The 14609-nt window shown below is 57.3% G+C and carries 25 protein-coding genes; all 25 read right to left on the bottom strand.

Translation table 11 applies throughout. The features are described 5' to 3' along the window. Positions 1–156 precede the first annotated feature (156 nt). The 25 genes from eno to rpsC all read right to left on the bottom strand — a co-directional run bounded on the left by eno (position 157) and on the right by rpsC (position 14516). Entirely contained in the window at positions 157–1428 is a 1272-nt protein-coding gene (gene eno / locus DLM85_RS11310) for a phosphopyruvate hydratase (protein ID WP_111478214.1), read from the bottom strand. A gap of 417 nt (positions 1429–1845) precedes the next feature. After that, complete coding sequence (gene rplQ / locus DLM85_RS11305; protein ID WP_111478213.1) at positions 1846–2418, bottom strand: 50S ribosomal protein L17; 573 nt, start codon at positions 2416–2418, stop codon at positions 1846–1848. 154 nt (positions 2419–2572) lie between these two features. Continuing rightward, positions 2573–3562, bottom strand: coding sequence for a DNA-directed RNA polymerase subunit alpha (locus tag DLM85_RS11300; RefSeq protein ID WP_111478212.1), 990 nt, complete (start codon positions 3560–3562; stop codon positions 2573–2575). A 101-nt stretch (positions 3563–3663) separates the two neighbouring features. Then, complete coding sequence (gene rpsD, locus DLM85_RS11295; RefSeq protein ID WP_111478211.1) at positions 3664–4269, bottom strand: 30S ribosomal protein S4; 606 nt, start codon at positions 4267–4269, stop codon at positions 3664–3666. Between the two features lie 92 nt (positions 4270–4361). Next, a complete protein-coding gene (rpsK, locus tag DLM85_RS11290) occupies positions 4362–4754 on the bottom strand; it encodes a 30S ribosomal protein S11 (protein WP_078013176.1) in 393 nt (130 codons plus the stop codon). An 81-nt stretch (positions 4755–4835) separates the two neighbouring features. Beyond that, on the bottom strand, positions 4836–5213 hold the full coding sequence (rpsM, locus tag DLM85_RS11285) for a 30S ribosomal protein S13 (protein WP_059072190.1): 378 nt from the start codon (positions 5211–5213) through the stop codon (positions 4836–4838). A gap of 21 nt (positions 5214–5234) precedes the next feature. Continuing rightward, the gene (gene rpmJ, locus DLM85_RS11280; protein WP_071890035.1) at positions 5235–5351 is read right to left on the bottom strand and encodes a 50S ribosomal protein L36; all 117 of its coding nucleotides are present in this window, start codon (positions 5349–5351) and stop codon (positions 5235–5237) included. A gap of 9 nt (positions 5352–5360) precedes the next feature. Further along, positions 5361–5579: a translation initiation factor IF-1 gene (infA, locus tag DLM85_RS11275; protein WP_078013177.1), complete on the bottom strand. Its 219-nt coding sequence runs from the start codon at positions 5577–5579 to the stop codon at positions 5361–5363. Continuing rightward, a complete protein-coding gene (gene map, locus DLM85_RS11270; RefSeq protein ID WP_111478210.1) occupies positions 5557–6363 on the bottom strand; it encodes a type I methionyl aminopeptidase in 807 nt (268 codons plus the stop codon). The genes infA and map overlap by 23 nt, the downstream gene beginning before the upstream one ends. Positions 6364–6366: 3 nt before the next feature. Continuing rightward, complete coding sequence (secY, locus tag DLM85_RS11265) at positions 6367–7680, bottom strand: preprotein translocase subunit SecY (RefSeq protein ID WP_111478209.1); 1314 nt, start codon at positions 7678–7680, stop codon at positions 6367–6369. A gap of 16 nt (positions 7681–7696) precedes the next feature. After that, a complete protein-coding gene (gene rplO / locus DLM85_RS11260) occupies positions 7697–8143 on the bottom strand; it encodes a 50S ribosomal protein L15 (RefSeq protein ID WP_111478208.1) in 447 nt (148 codons plus the stop codon). Between the two features lie 13 nt (positions 8144–8156). Continuing rightward, positions 8157–8336: a 50S ribosomal protein L30 gene (gene rpmD / locus DLM85_RS11255; RefSeq protein ID WP_111478207.1), complete on the bottom strand. Its 180-nt coding sequence runs from the start codon at positions 8334–8336 to the stop codon at positions 8157–8159. Positions 8337–8342: 6 nt separating this feature from the next. Continuing rightward, positions 8343–8861 (bottom strand): 30S ribosomal protein S5, encoded by a 519-nt coding sequence (gene rpsE, locus DLM85_RS11250; RefSeq protein WP_078013182.1) that lies wholly within the window; start codon positions 8859–8861, stop codon positions 8343–8345. A 6-nt stretch (positions 8862–8867) separates the two neighbouring features. Next, positions 8868–9215 (bottom strand): 50S ribosomal protein L18, encoded by a 348-nt coding sequence (gene rplR, locus DLM85_RS11245; RefSeq protein WP_078013183.1) that lies wholly within the window; start codon positions 9213–9215, stop codon positions 8868–8870. A 9-nt stretch (positions 9216–9224) separates the two neighbouring features. Further along, positions 9225–9779: a 50S ribosomal protein L6 gene (gene rplF / locus DLM85_RS11240; protein ID WP_078013184.1), complete on the bottom strand. Its 555-nt coding sequence runs from the start codon at positions 9777–9779 to the stop codon at positions 9225–9227. Positions 9780–9808: 29 nt separating this feature from the next. Then, positions 9809–10207, bottom strand: a complete 399-nt coding sequence (gene rpsH / locus DLM85_RS11235; protein ID WP_059072181.1) for a 30S ribosomal protein S8 — start codon at positions 10205–10207, stop codon at positions 9809–9811. A gap of 275 nt (positions 10208–10482) precedes the next feature. Further along, complete coding sequence (locus tag DLM85_RS11230) at positions 10483–11022, bottom strand: suppressor of fused domain protein (RefSeq protein ID WP_165822113.1); 540 nt, start codon at positions 11020–11022, stop codon at positions 10483–10485. A 126-nt stretch (positions 11023–11148) separates the two neighbouring features. Continuing rightward, positions 11149–11418 (bottom strand): 30S ribosomal protein S14, encoded by a 270-nt coding sequence (gene rpsN, locus DLM85_RS11225; protein WP_111478205.1) that lies wholly within the window; start codon positions 11416–11418, stop codon positions 11149–11151. 3 nt (positions 11419–11421) lie between these two features. Continuing rightward, complete coding sequence (gene rplE, locus DLM85_RS11220; protein ID WP_111478204.1) at positions 11422–11976, bottom strand: 50S ribosomal protein L5; 555 nt, start codon at positions 11974–11976, stop codon at positions 11422–11424. Positions 11977–11990: 14 nt separating this feature from the next. Then, positions 11991–12257 carry a 50S ribosomal protein L24 gene (gene rplX, locus DLM85_RS11215; RefSeq protein WP_111478203.1) on the bottom strand — a complete coding sequence of 89 codons (267 nt, stop codon included), beginning with the start codon at positions 12255–12257 and terminating at the stop codon, positions 11991–11993. Between the two features lie 5 nt (positions 12258–12262). Continuing rightward, positions 12263–12631: a 50S ribosomal protein L14 gene (gene rplN, locus DLM85_RS11210; RefSeq protein WP_111478202.1), complete on the bottom strand. Its 369-nt coding sequence runs from the start codon at positions 12629–12631 to the stop codon at positions 12263–12265. 1 nt (position 12632) lies between these two features. Further along, complete coding sequence (rpsQ, locus tag DLM85_RS11205) at positions 12633–12923, bottom strand: 30S ribosomal protein S17 (protein ID WP_111478201.1); 291 nt, start codon at positions 12921–12923, stop codon at positions 12633–12635. Between the two features lie 13 nt (positions 12924–12936). Further along, positions 12937–13137 carry a 50S ribosomal protein L29 gene (gene rpmC, locus DLM85_RS11200; protein ID WP_111478200.1) on the bottom strand — a complete coding sequence of 67 codons (201 nt, stop codon included), beginning with the start codon at positions 13135–13137 and terminating at the stop codon, positions 12937–12939. A gap of 5 nt (positions 13138–13142) precedes the next feature. Beyond that, positions 13143–13565 (bottom strand): 50S ribosomal protein L16, encoded by a 423-nt coding sequence (rplP, locus tag DLM85_RS11195; protein WP_078013190.1) that lies wholly within the window; start codon positions 13563–13565, stop codon positions 13143–13145. 36 nt (positions 13566–13601) lie between these two features. Next, positions 13602–14516 carry a 30S ribosomal protein S3 gene (gene rpsC / locus DLM85_RS11190; RefSeq protein ID WP_111478199.1) on the bottom strand — a complete coding sequence of 305 codons (915 nt, stop codon included), beginning with the start codon at positions 14514–14516 and terminating at the stop codon, positions 13602–13604. Positions 14517–14609: the final 93 nt, after the last annotated feature.

Below are 14609 nucleotides of genomic sequence, written 5' to 3'. Positions count from 1 at the left end.
GCGCCGCTGCTTCCACTGATTATTTGCCGCTTCGGCCGGCTTGCGCTGCCCGGGCAGCCCACCGCTAAACCCACCCCAACAAAAAAAGCCGCCGTTCTTCCGAACGGCGGCTTTTTCACGACCCGAATCGGCCCACCGGGCCGACCTGCGCCGTCCTTACATGTTCTTGCCGGGGAAGTACGCCACTTCGCCCAGCTCCTCCTCGATGCGGAGCAGCTGGTTGTACTTGGCCATCCGGTCCGAGCGCGACATCGAGCCAGTCTTGATCTGGCCGGTGTTCAGCGCCACGGCCAGGTCGGCGATGGTGCTGTCCTCCGTCTCACCCGAGCGGTGCGACATGATGCTCTTGTACTTGAAGCGGCGGCCCAGGTTCACCGCGTCAATGGTTTCCGACAACGAGCCGATCTGGTTCACCTTGATCAGAATGGCGTTGGCCACGCCCTTGTCGATGCCTTCCTGCAGGCGCTTCACGTTGGTCACGAACAGGTCGTCGCCCACCAGCTGCACTTTGTCGCCCACGGCGTCGGTCAGCTGCTTCCAGCCGCTCCAGTCGTCCTCGTCCAGGCCGTCCTCGATGCTGATGATGGGGTATTTGCGGGTCCACTCGGCCCAGTAGTTGGCCATTTCCGAAGAGGTCAGCTTGTCGCCCGAGCTCTTCTTGAAGTGGTAGTGCCCATCGGAGTAGAACTCCGAAGCGGCCGCGTCCAGCGCAATCATCACGTCGTCGCCCGGCTTGTAACCGGCCGTTTCGATGGCCTGCAGCACCACTTCGATGGCCGCCTCGTTCGACTCAATGTTCGGCGCGAAACCACCTTCGTCGCCCACGTTGGTGCTCAGGCCCTTCTTTTTCAGCACCGCCTTCAGGTGGTGGAAGATTTCCGAGCCCCAGCGCATAGCTTCCGAGAAGCTCTTGGCGCCCACCGGCATAATCATGAACTCCTGGAAGTCAATCGAGTTGTCGGCGTGCGAGCCGCCGTTCAGGATGTTCATCATCGGCACCGGCAGCGTGTTGGCGCCCACGCCGCCCACGTAGCGGTACAGCGGCATGCCCGCTTCCTGCGCCGCCGCCCGAGCAGCAGCCAGCGAAACGCCGAGGATGGCGTTGGCGCCCAGGTTAGCCTTGTTCGGCGTACCGTCCAGTTCCAGCATGATGCGGTCCAGCAGCGCCTGCTCGAACACCGAGAAGCCTACCAGCTCTTCGGCAATCTTGCTGTTGACGTTGTCCACGGCCGTCAGCACGCCCTTGCCCATGTACTTCGACTTGTCGTCGTCGCGCAGCTCCACGGCTTCGTGCTTCCCGGTCGAGGCACCCGAAGGCACGGCGGCGCGGCCCACCACGCCGTTGTCGGTGGTCACGTCTACTTCCACGGTCGGGTTACCGCGCGAGTCAAAAATTTGCCGGGCGTTGATGGCGGCGATGATGCTCATAATCGGAGAATGAAAAAGTGAATTGCGGGCCTGACCAGCCCATGGGGAATCAGTCAGCAAGGCCCGCCCACACGGGCCCGCCGCAAAGAAACACAAGTGCCGGGGATTCGCCTACGCCGCCCGCCAAATCAACCGATTGCGCTGATGAAAGGACGCCCGGCTGAGCGCAGTCGACCCGAAGGTCGGCGTAGCCAGACACCTCTACCGCTGCGCCTGCTTGTTTACTGGAGGCCGGCAACCAAGAACGTCATGCCGAGCGCAGCCGAGGCATCTCGCGTGCTGATGCCTGATACATCATATTCCTCCTCTCCTTTTCAGAGAGGAAGCCGGTGGGTGAGACGAACCAGAGGCGCAAAAAAAAGGGACGACTCCCGCAGGAACCGTCCCTTTCAATTCTCAGCGCGTCAGCGCGGCGAATTACGAAGCCGACTCTTCGGTCTTGTCTTCGCGGGTTTCGCCTTCTTTCAGCGTTTCGGTAGCCGTGTCAGCCGGAGCCGACGTTTCTACCTGCGTGGTCGAAGCAGCGGGAGCGGCCGTGGTGGCAGCGCCTTCCTTCTTGGCACCACCGCGGCGCGAACGACGGGTCGTAGCCTTGGCTTCACCAGCCGATTTGGCTTCCAGCAGGGTGTCGTTGTAGTCCACCAGCTCGATTACGCACATATCAGCGTTGTCACCGGCACGGCCGGCGCTCAGCTTGATGATGCGGGTGTAACCGCCCGGACGGCCGGCAATTTTGCCAGCTACTTCGCCGTACAGCTCCTTGATGGCTTCTTTGTTCTGCAGCTCAGCAAATACGATGCGGCGCGAGTGCGTCGTGTCGTCCTTCGAGCGGGTCAGAATCGGCTCTACGTACTTACGCAGTTCCTTGGCCTTGGCCGTCGTCGTCGTAATCCGCTTGTGCAGGATCAGCGAGATGGCGAGGTTCGACAGCATGGCGCTGCGGTGGGCGGTGGTCCGGCCCAGGTGGTTGTCTTTTTTACCGTGACGCATTGGTCAAGAAAAGTTAGTGGTGTGCTTGCGGACGACGACCACGGCGGGCCGAAACCTCATTAGAACCGTCGCCCCGTGGGGCACACCGGGAAGTGTGAAAAAGAAAAAAGAATGAATGAGCCGAGGGTTTCAGCTCACTCATTCTTCAAAGATACTAGTCTTCTTCCAGACGGAACTTGGCCACGTCCATGCCGAAGTGCAGGCCTTTTTCCTCGACGAGGTTTTCCAGCTCGGTCAGCGACTTCTTACCGAAGTTGCGGAACTTCATCATGTCGGCCAGGTCCAGCTGCACCAGGTCGCCGAGGGTCTTGATGTCGGCGGCTTTGAGGCAGTTGTAGGCGCGAACCGACAGGTCCATGTCCTGCAGCGGGGTCTTGAGGACCTTGCGCATGTGCAGCGTCTCTTCGTCCACGCTGGTCTCCTCTTCGGCCTTGGCCGTTTCGAAGGTCATCGTGTTGTCCGAGAACAACATGAAGTGTTGGATCAGGATGTTGGCGGCGCCTTTCAGCGCATCCTCGGGGTGGATCGAGCCGTCCGTGTGAATTTCCAACAGCAACCGCTCGTAGTCGGTCTTCTGCTCCACGCGGGTGTTCTCGATGCTGTACTTCACGTTCTTGATGGGCGTGAAGATAGCGTCGATGGCAATCTGACCGAAAACTTGGTCAGCCGGCTTGTTTTCCTCGGCGGGCACGTAGCCACGGCCCTTCTGAACCGTGAATTCGAACTCCAGCGAGGTGCTCGGGTCGATGTTGCAAATCACCAGGTCCGGGTTCAGCACCTGGAAGCCGTTGGTGAACTTGTTGATGTCGCCGGCCGTGAAGGACTCCTGGCCGCTGATGCGCACCGTGATTTTGTCTTCGATAACGTCGTTGATCTTCTTGAACCGAACTTGCTTCAGGTTCAGGATGATTTCCGACATGTCCTCGATAACGCCTTCGATGGTCTGGAACTCGTGCAGCACGTTGCTCGTGCGGACCGAGGTAATTGCGTACCCCTCGAGCGACGACAGCAGGATGCGCCGCAGCGCGTTGCCGATCGTCACGCCGTAACCCTTCTCCAGCGGTTTAAACTCAAACGTTCCGTAGAAGTCGTCGGATTTCTCCATTACGACCTTCTCCGGCATTTGAAAAGCGAGAATTGACATAGATGCGGATGTAAGGGATGTTGAAGGAAGGAAGAAACCAATGCAGGAGCCGGCCGCTGCCGGAATAGAATTCCAGGCAGCGGCCGGCTCTGCTATCAGGCTTACTTCGAATACAGTTCGACGATCAGCTGCTCCTCGATTTTCTCGGGAATCTGGTCGCGCTGCGGCGTCGAGATGACCTTGCCGGCCAGCTCCTTGCCGTCCCATTCGAGCCAGCCGAACTGACGGGCGTTGCGCACCGACAGGCTGTTCACGATGGCTTCCAGCGACTTCGACTTTTCGCGCACGGCTACGATAGTGCCGGGCTTCACGTGGTACGAGGGGATGTTCACCACCTCGCCGTTCACCGTGATGTGCTTGTGCGAAACCAGCTGACGGGCAGCGCGGCGCGTCGGGGCAATGCCCAGACGGTACACCACGTTGTCCAGACGCGTCTCCAGGAAAGCCAGCAGGTTTTCGCCGGTGATACCGGGTACGCGGGCGGCTTTGTCGAAGAGGTTAGCGAACTGCTTTTCCAGTACCCCGTAGAGGTACTTCACTTTTTGCTTCTCCATCAGCTGCACGGCGTATTCCGACTGCTTCTTGCGGCGGCCGCGGCCGTGCTGGCCCGGAGGATATGCTTTCTTGGTGAGTGCCTTGCTCGGGCCGAAAATGGCTTCCCCGAAGCGACGGGCAATCTTGGTTTTGGGGCCGGTATAACGTGCCATTCTAGAGAGGTGATTTTTCTGGGAAGAAAAGAAAACTGCCTGGCCACCATAGCTCCCTCACGGGGCGGTAGCGGCCACGCGTCTGCCGTTACTCAGACGCGGCGACGTTTGGGGGGACGGCAGCCGTTGTGCGGCAGCGGCGTCACGTCGCGGATGGTCTGCACCTCAATGCCCATATTTTGGAACGCACGGATAGCCGACTCGCGGCCAGCGCCCGGACCTTTCACGAACACTTCGCACTTGCGCATGCCCAGGTCGTAAGCTACTTTGCCGCAATCTTGGGCTGCGGTTTGGGCGGCGTAGGGCGTGTTCTTTTTGGAACCACGGAAGCCCATTTTGCCGGCCGAAGCCCACGAAATCACCTGGCCATTGTTGTTGGTGACCGAGATGATGATGTTGTTGAACGAAGCCTTGATGTGCACCTGACCGGTGGCTTCCACCTGGACGACGCGCTTCTTGGCTTTGTCTTTTCTCTTTTGTGCCATTTGGTTTTCGCAGAAAACGAGCGAGAGGTGTTGGCGGCAGTTGGAAAGTCATGAAGGCCCGCCGCCGATTCCCGCTATGATTTATTTCGTAGCCTTCTTCTTACCGGCAACGGTCTTCCGTTTGCCTTTGCGGGTGCGCGAGTTGTTCTTGGTACGCTGACCCCGAACCGGCAGCCCTTTGCGGTGACGGAGGCCACGGTAGCAACCGATGTCCATCAAACGCTTGATGTTGAGCTGAACTTCCGAGCGCAGTACACCCTCAGTCTTGTACTCCGAAGCAATGATGCTACGGATTTCACCCGACTCGGCTTCCGTCCACTCGCTAACCTTCTTGTTCAGGTCAACACCTGCTTTGGTCAGGATAGCGGCGGCCGACGAACGACCGATGCCGAAGATGTAGGTGAGGGCGATTTCGCCGCGCTTTTTGTCCGGGATGTCTACCCCTGCAATACGTGCCATGTTCTTCCTATTGCTTGTTGATTAACCCTGACGCTGCTTGTAGCGGGGGTTTTTCTTGTTGATCACGTAAAGCTTCCCTTTACGGCGAATCACTTTGCAGTCGACGCTGCGTTTTTTGACCGAGGCTTTGACTTTCATGGCCGGGGGTTATTTGTAACGGTAAACGATCCGCCCCTTCGACAAATCGTAGGGCGACATTTCGAGCTTCACCTTATCGCCGGGCAGAATCTTGATGTAGTGCATGCGCATCTTTCCGGAGATGTGCGCAATCAGCTGGTGCCCGTTTTCCAGTTCCACCCGGAACATGGCATTAGACAGGGCTTCCAGGATGGTTCCGTCCTGCTCAATCGATGACTGTTTGGCCATAAGGCTGCGAGGTCTGCTGTAACGCTTTTTCTATGTGGGCGAAAGAGGTTAATATCTCCGCTTTATTCTGGCGAACCACCACGGTGTGCTCGAAATGCGCCGAGGGTTGCCGGTCTTTGGTTCGGATGGTCCAGCCATCCTGTTCCTGCACTACTGCTTTCGTACCCAGGTTCACCATCGGTTCGATGGCCATGACCAAGCCGCTCTGCAGTTTCAGGCCCGAGCCACGTTTGCCGTAGTTCGGTACCTCGGGCTTCTCGTGCAGGCTCTTACCGATGCCGTGCCCAACAAGTTCCCGAACCACCGAGTATCCACGTTTTTCCACGTAGTTCTGGATGGCGTAGCCGACGTCACCCATGCGGTTGCCAGCTACAGCCTGCTCGATGCCCTCGTACAAGGATTGCTTGGTGGCTTCGAGCAAGGCTAACACTTCCGGTTTCACCTCCCCTACCGGGTAGGTATAGGCGCTGTCGCTATGGTAGCCGTTGAGCTTCACGCCCGCGTCTACCGAAACGATGTCGCCGCTTTTCAATACATGGTTGCCGGGAAACCCGTGCACTACCACCGCATTGGGCGAAATGCACAGGCTGTATTTGAACCCGTTGTAGCCCTTGAAGGAAGGAACGCCGCCGTGGTCCCGAATGAATTCCTCGGCGCGCTTGTCCAGCTCACCAGTGGTAATTCCTTCCCGGATCATACCAGCAACTTCCCCATGGGCACGAGCCAGCACATCAGCGCTGGCTCGGATCAATTCAATTTCTTCTTCGGTCTTGTAGAGGATCATGGCTTAGGAGGCCAGCGCAATGTTTTGCGTCCGACCTTTCAGCTTGCCCGTTTTCATCATCCCATCGTAGTGGCGCATGAGCAGATAGCTTTCAATCTGGTTCATGGTATCAAGTACCACGCCCACCATGATGATGAGCGACGTGCCGCCGTAGAAGGCCGAGAACGGGCGAGTGACCCCAAACAACAACGCAATGGCCGGAAAGATTGCAATCAGCGCCAGAGCAATGGCCCCGGGCAGCGTGATGTGGGTCAGCACCTCGTCGATGTACTCCGAGGTAGCATCACCTGGCTTCACGCCCGGTACGAAACCACCGCTACGCTTCAGATCATCGGCAATCTGCTTCGGATTCACGCTGATGGCGGTGTAGAAGTACGTGAACAGAATGATCAGTACCGCAAACACTAGGTTGTATTGCCACGAGGTGTAGTCCGAAAACTTCTGGCCGATGAAGTTAGCCGTGTCGCTGTCCTTCCACGCCGAAGCCGCAATGGCCGGCACGAACATCAGCGACTGGGCGAAAATGATCGGCATAACGCCGGCCGCATTCACCTTCAGCGGGATAAACTGACGCTGGGCGTTCAACTGGCTTACGCCGCCCACTTGCTTGGCGTACTGCACCGGAATCTGGCGTACGGCCTGCGTCAGGATGATAACGCCCATAACCACGAAGAACAACACCGCCAGCTCGATCAGGAAGATCAGCGAACCGCGCATCCCTTTCGCCGCGGCTTCCCCGATGATAGCGCCGGGAAAACGCGAGACGATACCGATCATAATGATCATCGAGATACCGTTACCGATGCCCTTGTCGGTGATTTTCTCGCCCAGCCACATGCAGAACAGCGTGCCGGCCGTGAGAATAATCATCGTCGAGACGGTGAAGAATACCCCCGGCGAAACCAAGGCGTCCTGGTTAATCGTGGCGATGAAGCCCACCGACTGCGCCATTACAATAGGAATGGTGAGCAGACGGGTGTACTGGTTGATCTTCTTACGTCCCGACTCCCCTTCTTTCTGCAGCTTCTGGAAGTACGGCACTGCGATGGTCAGCAGTTGCAGTACGATAGAGGCCGAGATGTAGGGCATGATGCCCAGCGCGAAGATGGAAGCGTGGCTAAACGCGCCGCCGAGCAAGGTGTCGAGGATGCCGAAAATCCCGCCCGACTTGGTGTCGAGACGAGACGGATCGACGCCCGGCAGCACAACGTAAGAACCCAGCCGGTAAATGGCGATGAAAAAAAGCGTATTGAGAATCCGCGTACGCAGATCCTCAATCGCAAAAATGTTCTTAATCGTCGTGATAAACTTGTTCATCGCCGGCGTGCTTTGACTACAGGGTCACTGCTTTGCCACCCGCCTTCTCAATGGCTTCGATAGCCGATTGCGAGAAAGCATGGGCGTGTACTTCTACTGCGGCGGTCAGTTCGCCACGGCCGAGAACCTTGATCTTGGCGTTTTTCGACACCAGACCGTGCTGGATGAAGTAGGCCACATCCATCGTACCCGTTGCCGATTTCTCGTTCAGGGCCTGCAGTACGTCCAGGTTGATACCCTTGTACTCCACACGGTTGATGTTTTTGAAGCCGAACTTCGGCACGCGGCGCTGCAGGGGCATCTGGCCACCTTCAAAGCCGATTTTCTTGGAGTAACCCGAACGCGACTTCTGGCCTTTATGGCCGCGCGTCGACGTACCGCCGCGGGTCGAGCCTTCACCACGACCCAGACGCTTGTTGTTGCGTACCGAGCCTTCAGCGGGCTTAAGATTGCTGAGATTCATGATGAGCTGAGGTCTACAGTTCGGTTACTTCGATCAGGTGGCCAACTTTGGCTACCATGCCGGCAATGGCCGCGGTGTTTTCCACCTCGCGGACAGCGCCGATTTTGGTCAGGCCCAGGGCCTTCATCGTGCGCTTCTGACGCTCGGGGCGGTCAATTACGCTGCGCACTTGTTTGATTTGGATCAGTGCCATCGTCGCTTAGCCGTTAAATACTTTGGCGAGGGAGATGCCGCGCTGCTGTGCAATCTGCATCGGGTCGCGCATCTTGTTCAGGGCGTCGAAGGTAGCCTTCACCACGTTGTGGGGGTTCGACGAACCTTTCGACTTGGCCAGTACGTCCTTGATGCCGGCGCTTTCGAACACGGCACGCATAGCACCACCAGCAATTACGCCGGTACCGGCAGCGGCCGGCTGCACCAGCACGAAGCCACCCGAGTACTTGCCTTCCATCACGTGGGGAACGGTGTGCTTGTACAGCGGCACCTTCACCAAGTTTTTCTTGGCATCGTCAATGGCTTTGGCAATGGCGTCGGTTACTTCGTTGGCTTTGCCCAGGCCGTAACCTACGGTGCCAGCGCCGTCACCTACTACTACGATGGCCGAGAAGCTGAAGCGACGACCACCTTTTACCACCTTCGCTACGCGGTTGATGGCAACTACTTTTTCCTTCAGGTCCGACTCGGTGGTCTTCGCCGTGGGTTTATTTTGCTCGCGCATAGCTGCTTAGAAATTCAGGCCGCCTTCGCGGGCACCTTCTGCCAATGATTTAACGCGACCGTGGTAGAGGTAGCCCGAACGGTCGAATACAACCGTCGTGATACCGGCGGCCGTCGCACGCGAGGCCAGCTCTTTGCCTACTGCCGAAGCGGTAGCTACCGGCGAGTCGCCAGCCGTTACGTTCTTCGACGAAGCGGCTACCAGCGTGCGGCCGGCGGTGTCGTCGATGATCTGGGCGTAGATGCCCTTGTTGCTGCGGAACACCGACAGGCGGGGGCGCTCAGCGGTACCCGACACTTTCGTGCGGATGTGGCGCTTGATCCGGAGTCTTCTCTCAGTTTTATTAAAAGCCATGATGCTCGGTTATTTCGAGGCAGTCTTACCAGCCTTACGACGAATCTGCTCACCAACGAAGCGCACACCTTTGCCTTTGTAGGGCTCCACCTTGCGCAACGAACGAATCTTAGCGGCCACCTGGCCGATGAGTTCCTTATCGATGCTGGTCAGGGTGATGATGGGGTTCTTACCTTTTTCGGTAACGGCCGTAGCGGTTACTTCTTTCGGCAGCGCCAGGAAGATGTTGTGCGAGTAGCCCAGGGCCAGCTCCAGCGTCGAGCCGGTAGCAGTAGCCTTGAAACCTACGCCCACCAGTTCCAGCTGGTGCGTGTAGCCGGTGCTGACGCCGGTTACCATGTTGTTGAGCAGCGAACGGTAGAGGCCGTGCATGGCCTTGTGGCGCTTTTGCTCGGTAGGACGTTCTACGACTACGGTGTTGTCTTCGGAGCGTACCGTGATGTCGCGGTCGACAGCGGTTTTCAGTTCCCCTTTGGGGCCCTTAACCGTGATGGTGTTGTCGTTATCAACCGATACCTGCACGCCCGAGGGCAGGCTGATCGGGAGTTTACCAATGCGGGACATATTGTCGGGAGTTTACTGCTGCGTTGAGCTTAGTACACGTAGCACAGCACCTCGCCGCCTACGTTCTGGGTGCGAGCTTCCTTCTCCGTCATTACCCCTTTCGAGGTCGACAGGATGGCAATGCCCAGACCGCTCAGCACGCGCGGCAGGTTTTCAACGTGGGCGTACGTACGCAGGCCCGGGGTGCTGATCCGCTGCAGCTTCTGGATGGCGGGCTTCTTGGTCACGGGGTGGTACTTCAGCGCGATTTTGATCGTGCCTTGTACTGCCGAGTCATCAAAACGGTAGCTCTGAATGTACCCTTTCTCGTAGAGTACTTTCGTGATTTCCTTTTTGATTTTGTTAGCCGGAATTTCTACTACCCGGTGGTTGGCCTTGATGGCGTTGCGCACCCGGGTCAGGTAGTCGGCAATCGGATCTGTGTTCATTTGGATGATTTGAAGGGCATCCCGCGTTAAGGGAACCGCAAAGGTAGGAAAATTTCGCAGCCATAGTCTTCCTATGACGGCGAAATCCTCGGTTAAGACTACTTGACATCCACAGCGTTTCCGCCGCAGCCAATGGTTTCTTGTGGCAACCTGCCAAATGGTGTGTGGGGCGTCCCCCACGGCCCTAGAGCATTCTGGGGTGCAAAGATACGTAAATGCTTAACACAAAAGCAATAGGCAACTTAGCTTAGTTGTCATAATGTTCTGCGGATACTCTAGCGCAACGGAATAGCATCTCTATCCAAATCCCACAAATCAGCTTCTGAATGTTCCTCTAGATAATGCTCGAAGTAGTTCCATCCCTCTTCGCGTATTACTTCAGCTTCTGATTTGAGTATGGGAAGCAACCAAACGAAAATCGTGGTTGGCGAGCTTCCTTCAAACTCATGTAATTCATCAGGCCAGAACACAGGTACAGACGCATACATTCCTGTTACCTCTACCCCATCTATCAGTGGCTTACCTTCTATAACTTCTCCTCTCAATAACCCTTTGCCACTATCAGCAACGCTTTCTGCAAACGTCATGAGAAACGAGGCCACCTCATCAGGCGGATAGGTTTTGTAAGTGCTGAAGATTAACTCTTGCCGAATCTTCTTGCCGTCACCTATGTCGAGCACGAACTTATCCAACCCCAGAGTGCAGTAAGTGGACAGGTCCTCAGCTGGATTTTGCTCGAACAACACCACTTGAATCCCATACTTTTTATTCTTCTCCGCCCACCCACGTGATATTAGCCCGAGGTAGGTTTCCATGTGTTCGTATAGCTTCATAAAGCGACTTGAGTGACCCAAGATTACATCAAAAGAAAACTGCCCAGCCAAAACTCCCGAGAGAGTTTCAGCTGAGCAGTTTTGCTGAGCATTGCTGGCGGTAGCGGACTACCAGCTAGCTTTCGTTACGCCGGGGATTTTGCCGGCCGAAGCCATTTCCCGGAACGTTACGCGGCTGATGCCAAACTTGCGCATGTAGCCACGCGGACGGCCGGTCAGTTTGCAACGGTTGTGCAGACGTACGGGCGAAGCGTTGCGGGGCAGTTTGTCGAGACCTTCGAAGTCGCCAGCGGCTTTCAGGGCCTTGCGCTTCTCGGCGTAGCGAGCTACCAGCGCCTCACGCTTCCGCTCTCTTGCTTTGATTGATTCCTTAGCCATGGATTAGCTGCTTTTCTTGGCGTTAGCAAACGGCATCCCGAAGGCGCGCAGCAGCTCGTAGCTCTGCTCGTCGTTTTCAGCCGTCGTCACGAAGGTAATATCCATCCCGCCAATCTCCTTGATCTTGTCAATGGAGATTTCCGGGAAGATGATTTGCTCCTTGATGCCGAGGGTGTAGTTACCACGGCCGTCGAAGCCTTTGTCGTTGATGCCTTTGAAGTCACGGACGCGGGGCAGAGCCACGGTCAGCAGACGGTCCAGGAACTCGTACATCTGGTTGCCACGCAGCGTCACGCGGGCGCCGATCGGCATGCCCTCGCGCAGCTTGAAGTTCGAAACCGAACGCTTGGCGATGGTCGGAACGGCTTTCTGACCGGTGATGATGGTCAGTTCGTCCACGCCGTTGTCAACGAGCTTCTTGTCGGCTACAGCCTTACCAATACCGCGGTTGATGCAGATTTTGGTAATGCGCGGCACCTGCATGGTGCTCTTGAACTGGAATTTCTCCTGCAGCTGCTGGCGAATCTCCTTGTCGTAAATTTCTTTCAGTCGAGCCATTGTCGGATACTTGATTAGGCGTTAGCCGAGCTAACAAGCTTGACATTGCTGACGTGAATCGGCGACTCGATCTTCGAGATGCCACCCTGGGGGTTCTTGGCGCTCGGCTTCGAGTGCTTCGTGACCAGGTTCAGGCCTTCGATGATGACGCGCTGGGTCTGGCGGTTCACCGATTTGATGACGCCAGTCTTGCCGCGCTCGTCACCGGCGATTACCTGGACGGTATCACCGGTTTTCACGTGCAGCTTCGCGGGCTTTGCTTCTTTGGTTTTCAGTGCCATTGCGGTTAGAGAACTTCAGGAGCCAGCGAAACGATCTTCATGAACTGCTTCTCGCGCAGTTCGCGGGCCACCGGGCCGAAGATACGCGTGCCGCGAGGCTCGTCGTTGTTGTTGAGCAGCACGGCGGCGTTGTCGTCGAAGCGGATGTACGAACCGTCTTTACGGCGTACTTCCTTCTTCGTGCGAACCACCACAGCTTTCGATACGGAACCCTTCTTGGCGTTGCCCGAAGGGATGGCCGACTTGATAGCTACGACAATTTTGTCGCCTACCGAAGCGTACTTTTTGCCGGTGCCCCCGAGGACACGGATGCAGAGCACTTCTTTGGCGCCGCTGTTGTCGGCTACCGTCAGACGGGATTCTTGCTGGATCATATTACTTGGCTCGCTCTACGATTTCTACCAGACGCCACCGCTTGCGCTTGCTCAGCGGGCGGGTTTCCATGATGCGCACCGTATCGCCTTCGCCGCACTCGTTGTTCTCGTCGTGAGCGGTGAATTTGGTCGATTTCGTTACGAACTTGCCGTAAATCGGGTGCTTCATTTTGCTCTCGACCACGACCACGATGGTTTTATCCATCTTGCTGCTGGTCACGCGGCCGATACGCTCTTTGCGCAGGTTACGCTCTACCGTAGCGGTGCCCTGCTGTTCTGCGTTGTTTTCCATTACTAGCGGGGGACTACGATTGCTGCTCCTGCTCGCGACGCTTCAGCTCGGTGAGCAGGCGGGCGATGTTCCGGCGGGCCGTTTTGATGCGGACCGGGTTTTCGAGCGGGGAAATAGCGTGGGCGAAACGCAGGGTTTGCGCGCCCGTCTGCTCCTTGTTGATTTGCTCTTTCAGATCCTCGATCGAAAGGGCACGGATTTCAGCGTTTTTCATCTTGCTTATGCCTCAACGAAGTCACGACGAACGACAAACTTGGTGCGAACCGGCAACTTCTGAGCCGCCAAACGCAGCGACTCCTGTGCGAGTTCCAGCGAAACGCCATCCGATTCAAACAGGATGGTGCCGGGCTTCACAATGGCTACCCAGTATTCGGGCGAGCCTTTGCCCTTACCCATACGTACCTCGGCGGGCTTCTTGGTGATAGGCTTGTCCGGGAAGATGCGGATCCACACTTGACCTTCACGCTTCATAGCGCGGGTCATGGCGATACGAGCAGCTTCAATCTGACGCGCGGTGATCCAAGCGGCCTCCAGCGACTTAATGCCAAACGAACCGAAGTCCAGCGAGCTGCCACGATAGGCCAGGCCGTTTACGCGGCCCTTCTGCATCTTCCGATACTTGGTTCTTTTCGGTTGTAACATGTCTTAGTCTCGAAAAAGAAGTGGAAGGAAGAAGGACTAGCGACGCGGGCCACGGCTTGCGCCGCCGCCTTGACCGCCACGATTAGCGCCGCCACCTTGGCCGCCACGGTTGCCACCGGCACCACCGCCGAAGCCACCTTGGCCACCACGGTTGTCACCGCCGCCACGCGGGCCACGGTCGTTGCCACCACGGCCACCACGGTCGCCGCCACGGCCACCACGGTCACCCCGGTCGCCACGCTCACCGCGCGGGCCACGGTCGCCACGGTCGTTGCCGGCCGGGCCTTGCTGCTGGCTCAGCAGCTGGTTGGGCGACAGGTCGGGCTTGCCGAATACCTCGCCACGCATGATCCACACCTTGATGCCGATTTTGCCATACACCGTCTGGGCTTCCGAGAGGGCGTAGTCAATGTCAGCGCGGAGGGTGTGCAGCGGGGTGCGGCCTTCCTTGTATTGTTCCGAACGGGCAATTTCAGCACCGCCGAGGCGGCCGCCGCACTGCACCTTGATGCCTTCAGCGCCCACGCGGAGTGCGCCCTGAATGGCTTGCTTCATCGCGCGGCGGAACGAGATTCGAGCCTGCAGCTGCTGAGCAATGCTCTCACCTACCAGCTTGGCGTCGAGTTCCGGACGCTTGATTTCGAAGATGTTGATCTGAACGTCCTTGCTCGTGAGCTTTTTCAGTTCGTCCTTGATCTTATCAACTTCCTGGCCGCCTTTACCGATGACCACACCCGGACGAGCCGTGTTGATGGTGATGGTGATACGCTTCAGGGTGCGCTCGATGATAATTTTCGAGATGCCGCCCTTCGGGATGCGTGCCAGAATGTATTTGCGGATCTTTTCGTCCTCTACCAGCTTGTCGGCGAAGTCTTTGCCGCCGTACCAGTTAGAGTCCCAACCTTTAACGATACCGAGGCGGAAGCCAACGGGATTAACTTTCTGTCCCATGGTTACTATTCGGCGGCGTTAGCCGCGGTTTGGGTGTCAGCTTTCTTGGTCGAACGACGGGCCGTCTTCTTAGCGGGAGCAGCTTCAGCAGCC

Origin of the sequence: Hymenobacter edaphi (assembly GCF_003258365.1) — a bacterium.
GTDB lineage: Bacteria > Bacteroidota > Bacteroidia > Cytophagales > Hymenobacteraceae > Solirubrum > Solirubrum edaphi.
This window is presented reverse-complemented; position numbering and strand designations above follow the sequence as displayed.